5 protein-coding genes and 3 rRNA genes are annotated in these 13578 nt (G+C 61.6%); 3 read left to right on the plus strand and 5 right to left on the minus strand.

The annotated features are described in order from the left end of the window. Positions 1-474: 474 nt before the first annotated feature. The 3 genes from BLS40_RS00290 (at position 475) to rrf (ending at position 5873) form a co-directional block, all read left to right on the plus strand. Positions 475-1995: ribosomal RNA gene (locus BLS40_RS00290) — 16S ribosomal RNA — on the plus strand. Between the two features lie 402 nt (positions 1996-2397). Further along, positions 2398-5480: ribosomal RNA gene (locus BLS40_RS00295) — 23S ribosomal RNA — on the plus strand. A gap of 275 nt (positions 5481-5755) precedes the next feature. Continuing rightward, positions 5756-5873 (plus strand): 5S ribosomal RNA (rrf, locus tag BLS40_RS00300). Together the 16S, 23S and 5S rRNA genes form the textbook arrangement of a ribosomal RNA operon. 1052 nt (positions 5874-6925) lie before the next feature. On the opposite strand, the gene BLS40_RS00305 is transcribed toward rrf, so the two are convergent. The 5 genes from BLS40_RS00305 to BLS40_RS00325 form a co-directional block, all read right to left on the minus strand. Then, positions 6926-9070 carry a YhgE/Pip domain-containing protein gene (locus BLS40_RS00305; protein ID WP_231908468.1) on the minus strand — a complete coding sequence of 715 codons (2145 nt, stop codon included), beginning with the start codon at positions 9068-9070 and terminating at the stop codon, positions 6926-6928. A 111-nt stretch (positions 9071-9181) separates the two neighbouring features. Then, a complete protein-coding gene (locus BLS40_RS00310) occupies positions 9182-9823 on the minus strand; it encodes a DUF3239 domain-containing protein (protein ID WP_092147233.1) in 642 nt (213 codons plus the stop codon). A gap of 11 nt (positions 9824-9834) precedes the next feature. After that, positions 9835-11469: a DNA repair helicase XPB gene (locus tag BLS40_RS00315; RefSeq protein ID WP_092147236.1), complete on the minus strand. Its 1635-nt coding sequence runs from the start codon at positions 11467-11469 to the stop codon at positions 9835-9837. A gap of 28 nt (positions 11470-11497) precedes the next feature. Continuing rightward, a complete protein-coding gene (locus BLS40_RS00320; RefSeq protein WP_092147239.1) occupies positions 11498-12694 on the minus strand; it encodes an ABC transporter permease in 1197 nt (398 codons plus the stop codon). Next, on the minus strand, positions 12694-13575 hold the full coding sequence (locus BLS40_RS00325) for an ABC transporter ATP-binding protein (RefSeq protein ID WP_092147242.1): 882 nt from the start codon (positions 13573-13575) through the stop codon (positions 12694-12696). Before BLS40_RS00325 ends, BLS40_RS00320 begins: the two co-directional genes overlap by 1 nt. Positions 13576-13578: the final 3 nt, after the last annotated feature.

A 13578-nucleotide genomic window follows, 5' to 3' on the forward strand; every position in this document is an offset into this window, starting at 1 on the left:
GTTGGGTTGCTGTGAGGTGAACTTCTGGTGGTGCTGGGTTGGATGACTGTTTGACTTTGTGTTGGGTGGTTGTGTAGATTCAGTTTTCCCGCGGGGTTTGTGCGTGGGGTGTGTCGTGTGAGAACTCGATAGTGTGCCAATGTACTTTTGTTTTTTGTTTGTGGTTTGTGTGGTTGTGCATTGTGGTGTGTCTGCTCATGTTCTGCGTTGTGTGGGGTGTGGGTGGGTGTGTGCCGGTTGTGGTGTCGTGAACCTTTGATGGCGGCATTGCTGGTGGTTTCACCGTGATGTGTGATTGTTTCAGATCGCATTTTTTGCTGGCCCTGGTTTTTCCTCGTCGGATTGTGGGGTCAGTGTTTGTAGGTAATTTGAGGATTGGCCAGTTCATTGCCCTTGCTGTGTGTGGGGGTGGTGGTTGGTTTGTTTGTGGTTGGGTTTGGGCTTTTCACGCCTGGATGTTTCTGCTGAAATGTTTTTGTGGAGAGTTTGATCCTGGCTCAGGATGAACGCTGGCGGCGTGCTTAACACATGCAAGTCGAACGGAAAGGCCGAAGCTTGCTTTGGTACTCGAGTGGCGAACGGGTGAGTAACACGTGGGTGATCTGCCCTGTACTTCGGGATAAGCTTGGGAAACTGGGTCTAATACCGGATAGGAGCTGCATGTTGGTGTGTGGTTGGAAAGCTTTTGCGGTATGGGATGAGCTCGCGGCCTATCAGCTTGTTGGTGGGGTAATGGCCTACCAAGGCGTCGACGGGTAGCCGGCCTGAGAGGGTGTGCGGCCACATTGGGACTGAGATACGGCCCAGACTCCTACGGGAGGCAGCAGTGGGGAATATTGCACAATGGGCGCAAGCCTGATGCAGCGACGCCGCGTGGGGGATGACGGCCTTCGGGTTGTAAACTCCTTTCGCCAGGGACGAAGCGCAAGTGACGGTACCTGGATAAGAAGCACCGGCTAACTACGTGCCAGCAGCCGCGGTAATACGTAGGGTGCGAGCGTTGTCCGGAATTACTGGGCGTAAAGAGCTCGTAGGTGGTTTGTCGCGTCGTTTGTGTAAGTCCACGGCTTAACTGTGGGACTGCAGGCGATACGGGCATAACTTGAGTGCTGTAGGGGAGACTGGAATTCCTGGTGTAGCGGTGAAATGCGCAGATATCAGGAGGAACACCGATGGCGAAGGCAGGTCTCTGGGCAGTAACTGACGCTGAGGAGCGAAAGCATGGGTAGCGAACAGGATTAGATACCCTGGTAGTCCATGCCGTAAACGGTGGGCGCTAGGTGTGAGTCCCTTCCACGGGGTTCGTGCCGTAGCTAACGCATTAAGCGCCCCGCCTGGGGAGTACGGCCGCAAGGCTAAAACTCAAAGGAATTGACGGGGGCCCGCACAAGCGGCGGAGCATGTGGATTAATTCGATGCAACGCGAAGAACCTTACCTGGGCTTGACATACACTAGATCGCTGTAGAGATACGGTTTCCCTTTGTGGCTGGTGTACAGGTGGTGCATGGTTGTCGTCAGCTCGTGTCGTGAGATGTTGGGTTAAGTCCCGCAACGAGCGCAACCCTTGTCTTATGTTGCCAGCACGTTGTGGTGGGGACTCATGAGAGACTGCCGGGGTTAACTCGGAGGAAGGTGGGGATGACGTCAAATCATCATGCCCCTTATGTCCAGGGCTTCACACATGCTACAATGGTCGGTACAACGCGTGTGCGACACTGTGAGGTGGGGCTAATCGCTGAAAGCCGGTCGTAGTTCGGATTGGGGTCTGCAACTCGACCCCATGAAGTCGGAGTCGCTAGTAATCGCAGATCAGCAATGCTGCGGTGAATACGTTCCCGGGCCTTGTACACACCGCCCGTCACGTCATGAAAGTTGGTAACACCCGAAGCCAGTGGCCTATCCTTGTGGGGGAGCTGTCGAAGGTGGGATCGGCGATTGGGACGAAGTCGTAACAAGGTAGCCGTACCGGAAGGTGCGGCTGGATCACCTCCTTTCTAAGGAGCTTTATTGTTTTGTGCCTGCCCCGTGCGCATGGTTGTGTGTGGGGTGTGGGTGTGGTGGTTGAGTCGCCGTGTGTGTGGCTGCCACTGTAAATATTAAAAAAAATTGTCCGGGTGGACGCGCACCGGCATGGGCTGTTGTGAGTGCCTTATGCGAGTGTCGCATCGTGATGTGTGTCCGTGTGGGCCGCAGGCAGGAAACGAGTGTGGGTGTGTTGGCATGCTGTTGGGTCTCTGGGGCAGCACGTGTGTTGTTTCCTTGTGGCCTTGCCGTGTGTGGCTGTGACTTTCCGGGTGTTTTCGGGGGGTTGTGGTTGTGCGGGGTGGGTGTGGTGTGTGAGAACTGTATAGTGGACGCGAGCATCTTTATTTTTTGTGTGTGTTTGTTTTTTGTGTGTGTTTTTTGTTTAGGGCGTACGGTGGATGCCTTGGCATGCTGAGCCGATGAAGGACGTGTGAGGCTGCGTTATGCCTCGGGGAGTTGCCAACTAAGCGTTGATCCGAGGATGTCCGAATGGGGAAACCTGGCACCAGTTGTGTGGTGTTACCTGCAGGTGAATTCATAGCTTGTGTGGGGGTGACGCGGGGAAGTGAAACATCTCAGTACCCGTAGGAGAAGAAAATAATAATGATTCTGCTAGTAGCGGCGAGCGAACGTGGATGAGGCTAAACCATGTGCGTGTGATACCTGGCAGGGGTTGCGTGTGTGGGGTTGTGGGATGCGATTTGTTGCAAGGGCTGCCACCTTTGCCTGCGCTTATGGTTGTGTTAGCGGAAGTCACTTGGGATGGTGCGCCGGAGTGGGTGAGAGCCCCTGTACGTGAAAGCATGATTGTGGTGTGGTGGATTGTGTCCCGAGTAGCAGCGGGCTCGTGGAATCTGCTGTGAATCTGCCGGGACCACCCGGTAAGCCTAAATACTCAGTGTGACCGATAGTGGATAGTACCGTGAGGGAATGGTGAAAAGTACCCCGGGAGGGGAGTGAAATAGTTCCTGAAACCGTGCGCTTACAATCCGTCAGAGCACCTCGTGTGTGTGATGGCGTGCCTTTTGAAGAATGAGCCTGCGAGTCAGCGGCATGTCGCGAGGTTAACCCTGGTGGGGTAGCCGTAGCGAAAGCGAATCCGAACAGGGTGTTGTAAGTGGCATGTCCTGGACCCGAAGCGGGGTGATCTACCCATGGCCAGTGTGAAGCAGCTGTAAGAGGTTGTGGAGGCGCGAACCCACTTAGGTTGAAAACTGAGGGGATGAGTTGTGGGTAGGGGTGAAAGGCCAATCAAACTCCGTGATAGCTGGTTCTCCCCGAAATGCATTTAGGTGCAGCGTTATGTGTGCTTGCCGGAGGTAGAGCTACTGGTTGGTTGAGCGGGACTATCATCTTAGCAATGTCAGCCAAACTCCGAATGCCGGTTGAAGTGGTGCATGGCAGTGAGACTGTGGGGGATAAGCTTCATAGTCGAGAGGGAAACAGCCCAGATCGCCGGTTAAGGCCCCTAAGGGTGTACTAAGTGGAAAAGGATGTGGGATCGCGAAGACAGCCAGGAGGTTGGCTTAGAAGCAGCCATCCTTGAAAGAGTGCGTAATAGCTCACTGGTCGAGTGGTTCCGCGCCGACAATGTAGTGGGGCTCAAGTACACCGCCGAAGCCGCGGCACATGCTTTTGTGTGTGGGTAGGGGAGCGTCGTGTATGGGGTGAAGCAGTACCGTGAGGGGTTGTGGACTGTGCACGAGTGAGAATGCAGGCATGAGTAACGAGTGGTAAGTGAGAATCTTATCCGCCGGATGACTAAGGGTTCCTGGGTCAAGTTCGTCTTCCCAGGGTGAGTCGGGTCCTAAGGCGAGGCCGACAGGCGTAGTCGATGGTTAACGGGTTGATATTCCCGTACCCGTGTGCATGCGTCAAAGGGTGAAGCGGTGATACTAACTGCTGTGCGTTGCCGCACTGTTCCGCCTTGTGCGGGTGGTGTGGTGGTAATCGGTGGGGCCTGAGTCGTGGTAGCCCAGTGATGGGGTGACGCAGTGAGGTAGCCCAGCCACTTATTGGATTGTGGTGTAAGCGTGTGGCACGAGTCCTTGTTAAATGCGGGGCTTATTGTGTGTGAGGCGTGATGCGTAGCCCTTGTGGGTGATGTGGGTGATCCTGTGCTGCCGAGAAAAGCCTCTAGCGAGTGTGTGTACGGCCCGTACCCGAAACCGACACAGGTGGTCAGGTAGAGAATACTAAGGCGGTCGGGTGAACTGTGGTTAAGGAACTCGGCAAATTACCCCCGTAACTTCGGGAGAAGGGGGACCATGGTTGGTGATCAACTTTTTACGGTTGTGAGCTGGTTGTGGTCGCAGAGAATAGAGGGGAGCGACTGTTTATCAAAAACACAGGTCCGTGCGAAAACGTGATGTTGATGTATACGGACTGACGCCTGCCCGGTGCTGGAAGGTTAAGAGGACCTGTTAGGGCATTTTGGTGTCCGAAGCGGAGAATTTAAGCCCCAGTAAACGGCGGTGGTAACTATAACCATCCTAAGGTAGCGAAATTCCTTGTCGGGTAAGTTCCGACCTGCACGAATGGCGTAACGACTCCCCTGCTGTCTCAACCACAGGCCCGGTGAAATTGCAGTACGAGTAAAGATGCTCGTTTCGCGCGGCAGGACGAAAAGACCCCGGGACCTTCACTATAGCTTGGTATTGGTGTTCGGTGCGGTTTGTGTAGGATAGGTGGGAGACTGTGAAGCTGTCACGCTAGTGGTGGTGGAGTCGTTGTTGAAATACCACTCTGACCGTAGTGGATACCTTAACCTTGGCCCATGATCTGGGTTGGGGACAGTGCCTGGTGGGTAGTTTAACTGGGGCGGTTGCCTCCCAAAGAGTAACGGAGGCGCCCAAAGGTTCCCTCAGCCTGGTTGGCAATCAGGTGTAAGAGTGTAAGTGCACAAGGGGGCTTGACTGTGAGACGTACGTGTCGAGCAGGGACGAAAGTCGGGACTAGTGATCCGGCACCAACGTGTGGAAGTGGTGTCGCTCAACGGATAAAAGGTACCCCGGGGATAACAGGCTGATCTTCCCCAAGAGTCCATATCGACGGGATGGTTTGGCACCTCGATGTCGGCTCGTCGCATCCTGGGGCTGGAGTAGGTCCCAAGGGTTGGGCTGTTCGCCCATTAAAGCGGCACGCGAGCTGGGTTCAGAACGTCGTGAGACAGTTCGGTCTCTATCCGCCGCGCGCGTTGAAACTTGAAGAAGGCTGTCCCTAGTACGAGAGGACCGGGACGGACGTACCTCTGGTGTGCCAGTTGTTCCGCCAGGAGCATGGCTGGTTGGCTACGTACGGGAGGGATAACCGCTGAAAGCATCTAAGCGGGAAGCCTGTTTTAAGATGAGGTTTCTGTTGAGGTTCCCTAGAGACGATGGGGTTGATAGGCCGGATCTGGAAGGTGGGTAACCATCGGAGGTGACTGGTACTAATACACCGACTAAAAACACGGGCAACCAAACAAACGATCAATGTTGAGCACACGACTTTATTGTGTGTGCCGCGTCCACTATGCAGTGTCTGACACACCACACCCCACGGTACGAGCGTGTACCCGGTGCAGGCCGCACCAACCGAACACGCAGCATGATTGTTGTGATCATGATTGCGGGGGTTGGGTTAATTGGATATGTGTTGTCGCATCACCACATCAAACAGGTGCGCACCGACCGGCCAGGCCGGTGTGTGCGCGGGTTTGTGTGTGGGTCGGCACGCCCCATTGGGTGTGTCGGTGGTTGATGGCGGCGGGGAAACGCCCGGTCCCATTCCGAACCCGGAAGCTAAGCCCGCCCGCGCCGATGGTACTGCCCCCGGGAGGGGGTGGGAGAGTAGGTTACCGCCGACCCAACAACTTCACAATCAACAAAAAATAGAGAATACTGTGCGCCCCGGCCACCACACCCCCACAACCAAAAGGGGGGGTGCGGTGACCGGGGCACACACATATGCGCACATGGCGGTGGCACCACCCGGCAACACTCAACCCGCACCGTGGGCAGGGTGATATCGGCCCCGTACTCCGCACCCCGGAGCCGCTGGGGCTATATGCCGGCAACCACTCGCAGAAAGAAACTCTGCATTGCGGAGTGCCCATAAGCAGCGGCTAACGCGTTTACCCCACGGCGTGCGGTTCTCATCCCTCGAAAAGACCGCAATGCGGACTGATCGCTCCACGCTGGCGGCCTCAAACTCCACGTTGCGGATTTCCACAACATTCGGTTAATGGGATCACCCCGCCGAGCGTGGACAGCATTCCCCAGAAAGTCCGCAATGCGGACCGGTCGAAAAACACTGGTGAAAAGCTCCGCATTGCGGACTTTCAATAAGCATCGAATGATGGGTGCGCATCGCCGAGAAACGCCCGCACTCCGGCAACAACGTTAAAGTCCGCAATGCGGACCATTCGCGGAGATCGACCCGAGGCTACCGGCGGATCGCACCCCGCCTTCAACTCCGCATTGCGGACTTCCCACAACATCCGGTTAATGGTTTTCTTCGCTGTGTACGGTTCGCGTCCCTCGAAAAATCCGCAATGCGGACTAACCGTGCGGCACCAACGGGCGAGGACTCCGCAATGCGGACTTCCCACCAGGTACGCCTTATGGACTGATTCCGCACATCGGGCCCACCATGGGGCGTTGCGGCTACAAAAGTCCGCATTGCGGACTTTCCACAAGAGGATGCTTATCGTTGCGCAGGACCGCTTGTCGTCGTGTGGCTCGACTGTATCGCGAAAACTCCGCATTGCGGACTTCGAACTGGATACGCCCTATATTTTCGCGCCACTCAAGGCCAGTAGTTCTGGGTTACTGCTGGCCGGTTCCGACCAGCATGTGCGCCCGGGTGGCCCGGGAGGTCCGGGAAGCCCCGAGCCACGCGAGCGTCGACAAGCGAAAGCTAGCGGACGATGGGGGAGAGCGGCTGCTCGCCCACGCGCACGTTGGTGTCCTCGAGCTTCAGGCCGTCCTCGGCGAGCTCCCCCGCAGCCCCGTGGCGGCGCGTGTTGTAGATCGCGATCGATGCGGCGAGGGCGGCCAGGGTGAATGCGATGAGTGCCACGATGGCGATGACGAACGTCGAATCGTAGAGACCGTCCGTGGCGCGCATGAAGGCGAAGCGGGCGTAGCTCATCGGGTGCAGGCGGTGGAAGAACTGGAGGGGACCCGGGATCGTCGGCAAGGGCCAAATACCGCCGAAGACGAACAGGCCCAGGGTGAAGAAGCCGACGGAGAAGAGCCCGCCGACGAGGCGTCCGAACAGGATGCGGAAGAACTGGAAGAGTGCGGTGCCGTTCGCGGCGATCAGGGCGATGACGAGGCCCATGGTCAGCCAGTTGTCCGGCCGCCAGCCGGTAAGTACCGAGATGGCGGTGAAGACGGCCATGACCAAGAGGTTGATGCCGAAGATGAGCCCGAAGCCCTTCAGCACGGGGCCGAGCGGGGTGCGGCTGTCGCGGCGGAGTCCGACAACGTGCGGCAACAGTGCGGAGAGCACCGCCATGACGAGGTAGCCGAAGACGAGCAGGACGATGATGGAGAAGCCGCTCTCGATGGTCTTAACGGTTGGGTTTGCCGGGTCGACGACGGCCTGCGTCGGGTGCATGTTCGCCTCTTCGAAGAGGATCGGCACAGCCATTTGCTTTGCGGAGCGGTCGAGATGAGACACAACGGGAGCCTTTGCCGCGCCCTCGTCCAGCTTGCCCTTCAGTTCGCCGGAGCCGTCCTTGAGCTGGTTGACGCCGTCGACGAGCTGGGTTCCGCCGTCCATCAGCTGAGTGGTGCCGTCCTTCAGGCGCACGGTGCCATCGGCAAGCTGGGTGGTGCCGTCCTTCAAGCGCACCGTTCCTTCGGAGAGTCGCTCTGTGCCGGCGCGCAGTTCGGTGGAGCCGTCGGCGAGCTGGGCGGAGCCGTCGAGAAGCTGGTTCATGCCCGAGATGTAGGGGGCGTCCGGGCTGTTGAGGTTGTAGCTGAGTTCCGCTGTGCCGGCGCGCAGGCGGTTGAGCTCGTTGACCATGTTCTGTGGGTTCGCGGGGTCGATGCGGCCGATGGAGGCCTCTAGGCGGTCAGCCTGCTCGTTCATGCCCACGCTGCGCAGGGTGGAAATGACCGGGGTGACCTGGCCGGCGACACCCTGGACCTGCTCCAGAAGGGGGATGAGGGTCCCGGTGAGCTGCTGGACACCCGCGTCGATCTGCACCGCGCCGCCGCCCAGCTGGGTGGTGCCGTCCTTGAGGGTGACCAGGCCGTTGCTGAGCTGGTGCGCGCCGTCCTCCAGGCGGACCGCGCCCGCGTTGAGTTCGCCCGCGCCGGTGTTCAGCTCCGTTGCGCCGGCGTCGAGCTGGACCGCGCCGTTGTTGAGGTCGGTGGCACCGCTGTCGAGCTGGGTGATACCGTCGACGGCGCGTCCGGTGCCGTCCTGGAGGCGGACAAGGCCGTCATCGATCTTGCCGGCGCCGTCGGCGGCGCGCTTGACGCCGTCGCCAAGCGAGGTGAGGCCGGAGAGGGTCTCGTTCGCGTACGTCTCTGCGATGGTGGAGGAGACCTGCGCCTGGAGCTGGGGGATCAGCGACGAGGTGATGATCTTGCCGTTCGTGCCGCCGTAGTCGTTGTATTCCACAAGCACCTCGGACTGGCGCGGGTTGTCGGAGATGACAGAGAGGGTGCGCTCGGAGAAGTCCTCGGGGATGGTCACCACGAAGAGGTAGTCGCCCTTGGTCAGCCCGAGGTGGGCGTCCTCGTCCGAGAGCTCCTGGAAGTCGAGGTATCCGGTTTCGAGGAGGCCCTTGACCACTTCGTCGCCCACGGCGCGGAACTCGCCGTCGCGCTCGAACCCCTTGTCATGGTTGACCACGGCCAGGGGCACGTTGGGCAGGGTCTTGGACGGGTCCCACATGGACCACATGAAGGTCGCGGCCATGAGAAGGGGAACGACGAGGAGCAGCATGATGCCGATGCGCGCGGCCATGCTCAGCGGCCGCCAATCGAGCATTCGGGCCATGGCTGAGCGCTTGGGGGTTTCACCGGCGGAGATACTAGTTGACACCGCGGACTTCCTTTCGGATGGTTTTCGCTTGGGAAACTAAGTTAATGCATCCTAAACGTCCTGACGGTGATTTTTCTTATTTTGTGGGGAAACAGGTTACCCCCGTCACACTTAAAGGGGCAGCAGGTCGTTCTTCGCCCGGCGCACCTCGTCCACCCGGTCCTTGTTGGCGCGCAGCGTCCGCCACTGCTCGTCGGGGATCGCGGCCAGCGCCCTGGCGACGACCGCCGCGTCCGGGGTCCCCCACGCAATCGGCATCGGCGTGATCACCTTCCAATGGTCCTGGTCCGCGGCGTCGCGACGCCCACCGACAGCCGCGACGGGCACCTTCGCGCCCACCGTGTTGTCCACGTGCGGGATGTTCGACACGTCGTGCACGGTCAGCGCCCAGCGCGGCGCCGAGGCGTCGACGCTCGTGTTCACGAGGGCGAGGAGCGTCGTGCGGGTGCCGGGGTGGCCGGCGATGATGGCCGGGGCGAGCGGGTGCGCGCCGTAGAGCGACTGCGCCGTGCCCACCGACTTCGGGATCGCGAGGCCGACGATCAGCATCATCACCCCGAACAGGGCGAGAGCGAGCGTCCCCAGCAGGTGCCAGGGCGACGCGGGATCAACGAACACCCACACGGCGACGGCCGCGGCGAGGCACAGGATAAACAGCGCGATGCCGGAGAGGGTGAGGCTGCGGGTGTCCCGGAGCATCTCGTTGTGTTCTTTCGCCCAGTTCTCGTCAACGTCGAATGTGAATGCGGTCATGGGCCCACAGTTTAGAGGTCGTCGGCGTCCACTAGGCGGTAGGCGTAGCCCTGTTCGGCCAGGAAGCGCTGGCGGCGCAGCGCGTACTCGGCATCCAGCGTGTCGCGGGCGACAACGGTGTAAAACGTCGCGCCGCCCCCGTCCGCCTTGGGCCGCAGCAAGCGGCCGAGGCGCTGCGCCTCCTCCTGGCGGGAGCCGAAGGTGCCGGAGACCTGGATGCCCACCGCGGCCTCGGGGAGATCGAGGGAGAAGTTCGCCACCTTGGACACCACAAGCGTGGGCAGCTCGCCGCGGCGGAACGCGTCGAAGGCTGCTTCGCGTTTGCGTGTCGACGTCGTGCCGTGCACGAGCGGGGCACCCGTGCGCGCGGCGATCGATTCCAGCTGGTCCACGTACGCGCCGATGATGAGGACCTGCTCGCCGGCATGCTGCGCCAAAAGCTTGTCGACGACCGCGTCTTTGCCGGCCGACGTCGCCGCCACGCGGTAGCGCTCCCGCGTCTCGGCGGTGGCGTAGGCCAGGCGCTCCTCCTCGGTCAGCGTGGTGCGCACCTCCACGCATTCGGCGGAGGCGATGTAGCCGGCGAGCTCGAGCTCCTTCCAGGGGGCGTCGTAACGCTTCGGCCCGATGAGCGAGAAGACGTCGTCCTCACGGCCGTCCTCGCGCACGAGCGTGGCGGTCAGCCCCAGGCGGCGGCGCGATTGCAGGTCGGCGGCCATGCGGAAGACCGGGGCGGGCAACAGGTGCACCTCGTCGTAGATAATGAGGCCCCAGTCGCGCGAATCGAACAGCTCGAGGGCGCGGTACTCGCCCTTCGTTTTGCGGGTGACCACCTGGTAGGTGGCGATGGTGACGGGGCGGATTTCCTTGCGCTCGCCCGAGTACTCGCCGATTTCCTCCGGGGTCAGGGTCGTGCGGCGCAGCAGCTCGTCGCGCCACTGCCGCCCGGCGACCGTGTTAGTGACCAGGATCAGGGTGGTCGTCTTCGCCTGCGCCATAGAGGCCGCGCCCACGATGGTCTTGCCCGCGCCGCACGGCAGGACTACCACTCCGGACCCGCCCTCCCAGAAGGACTCGGTGGCGTAGCGCTGGTAGTCGCGAAGTTCCCAGTCGTCGTGCGTGAGGTCAATGGGGTGCGATTCGCCGTCGACGTACCCGGCGAGGTCCTCGACCGGCCAGCCGAGCTTGGTCAGCTCCTGCTTGATGCGGCCCCGCTCGGAGGGGTGGACGGGCACGGTGACGTCGTCGATGGCCGCGCCGATGAGCGGACGGATCGCCTTGCTGCGCGAGATCTCGGTGAGTATCGCAGCGTCGTCGGCCTCCAGCACGAGCCCGTGGGCAGGGTGGTTGACCAGGCGGACGCGGCCGTAGCGGGCCATCGTCTCCGCGACGTCGACAAGTAACGACTGTGGTACGGGGAAGCGGGAGAAGCGCTCGAGGGTGTCCACCGCCTGCTCGGCGTCGAAACCCGCAGCGCGCGCGTTCCACAGCGCGAGTGGCGTGATGCGGTAGGTGTGCACGTGCTCGGGGGCGCGCTCGAGCTCCGCGAACGGGGCGAGGGCGGCGCGGGCCTCGGCGGCGCGGGGGTGGGAGAGATCCAGGAGAACAGTTTTGTCGGACTGGATGATCAGCGGGCCGTCGAGCATGCGACCTAGGCTACGCCTTTCAGGGCCTCTAAGATCGCAGGGCTTTCAGCCACGTCATCTTCCGGCCGTTGTTGAGGATTGAGTTGCGGTAGATGCGCGCCGCCACCCAGACCGCCCCGGCCGTCGCCACCGCCGCGAGGGCGAAGGAGCCGAGCAGCTGGGCGAGGGTGAAGTCGCCGGCAGCGTACGTCAGCGGCGCGGTGAGGATGGAAACCGGCGGAATCCAGCTCATCACCTGCATCCACCCCGCGGAGGTCTGCGTCCAGCCGAACAGGGGGACGTACATCGTGGTGATGAGCAGCAACATGATCGGGGACTGCGTGGACTGCAGGTCCTCCGTGCGCTGGACCATGGAGCCGGCGGCGGCGTAGAGGGCGCCGAAGAACAGCATCGACAACAGCCACGCGACAAGCAGCACGGGCAGCATCGTCAGGATCGACCGGGAGAAATCGGCGGTGTCCGCTAGCCCCGAGACGGACAGCGCGATGGCGCCGACCGCCAGGATGAGCACGGTGAGCACGAAGCCGAAGATCACGTTGCCCAGGATTTTCCCGGCCAAAAAATCCAGCGGCCTCACGGACGCGAGGATGAGCTCGACCACCCGGGACGACTTCTCCGAGGTCACGCGGCCGCCGATGTTCGCGGCGAAGAGGAAGATGGTGAAAATGATCACCACCAGCGCGACGAACACCGTCAGGAGCCGCGCGAAGTCCTCGTCAGTGCGGTCCCCGTCTGCGGAGAGGTCTACGGAGGTGACCTGCGTCGCCGGAAGTGCCTGCGCGTACTCCTGCTGGGAAACACCGAGGCTGTCGAGGGCGCGGGCGGTGGCGTAGGAGGACGCGATGGACTCGATCGTGCTCATCGTGCTTGCCGACGGCCCCCCGTCCTCCATCACCTCCCACCCGTTCGGGCCGGCGACGATTGCGGTGTCGACGTCCCCGTCACGGACCAGTTGCTCGGCCTCGGCGCGGTCGCCGACCTCCCGTGCGTCGAACGGCGAGCCGGCGAAGGCGGCGGCGGGCACGCCGACGACCGCGACCGGCGCGGCATCTTGGTCGGCGTCTTTGTTCGCCTGCCACGAAAGGAAACCGATCAGCCCGACGATGGCCGCCAGCAACAGCGCGACCGTGACCCAGATGGACTTCATGCGGGAGAGCACCTGGATCTCGCGCACCGCGGTCGTCCTGATCGTGTGCGCGGGGGAGTACGGGCGGGTGGCTGCCATTACTTCACGGCCTCCTTGAATAGGTCGGTGAGGTTGGGGATGACGCGGGTGAACTCGGTGACGTCGCCGGCGTCCAGCGCGGCGCGCAGGACGCGCTGGCTGTCCGCGGGATCGTTGATCTCGACGGTGACATGGCTGGCGCTTTCCTCGACCACCAGCGCGTCGTCGGGATACCACCCGCGCGCCGTTGTTCCCACCCGGTAGCGGATGGGCCCGCTCCGGCGCAGCTCGTCGACCCCGCCCTCGGCCACCATGCGCCCGTGGGAGACAATCCCGATCCGGTCGCACAGGCGCTGGACCAGGTCGAGCTGGTGGGAGGAGAAGATGACGGGGACGCCGTGATCGCGGGCGCGGGAGATGAGCATCTGGCTCATGACGTCCACGGCGACGGGGTCGAGGCCGGAGAAGGGCTCGTCGAGAATGAGCACATCCGGGTCGTGGATGAGGCTGGCGGCGAGCTGCACGCGCTGCTGGTTGCCCAGCGAGAGGTCGTCGAGTTTGTCGTCCAGTCGCTCGCCGAGGCCGAGCTCGGTGAGCAGCTGCGTGCCGTTGCGTGTTGCCTCCTGCGTGCTCAGGCCGTTGAGCATGGCCAGAAACACCAGCTGGTCAAGAATCTTCTCCTTGCCGTAGAGCCCGCGCTCCTCGGGCATGTATCCGATGCGCCGGCGGGAGTCGTCGTCAAGCGGGCGGCCGTCGAAAAGCACCTCGCCCTCGTCCGTGGACAGGACACCAAGCGCGATGCGCATGGTGGTGGATTTGCCGGCGCCGTTGGAGCCGACGAAGCCGTACACCTCGCCCGGATGGACTGTCAGGCTCATCCCGTCGAGCGCTTGGGTGTCGCCGAATCGCTTGCGCAGGTTGCGGATTTCCAAGGTGGGCATGGC

This window comes from Corynebacterium mycetoides, assembly GCF_900103625.1.
Classification (GTDB): Bacteria; Actinomycetota; Actinomycetes; order Mycobacteriales; family Mycobacteriaceae; genus Corynebacterium; species Corynebacterium mycetoides.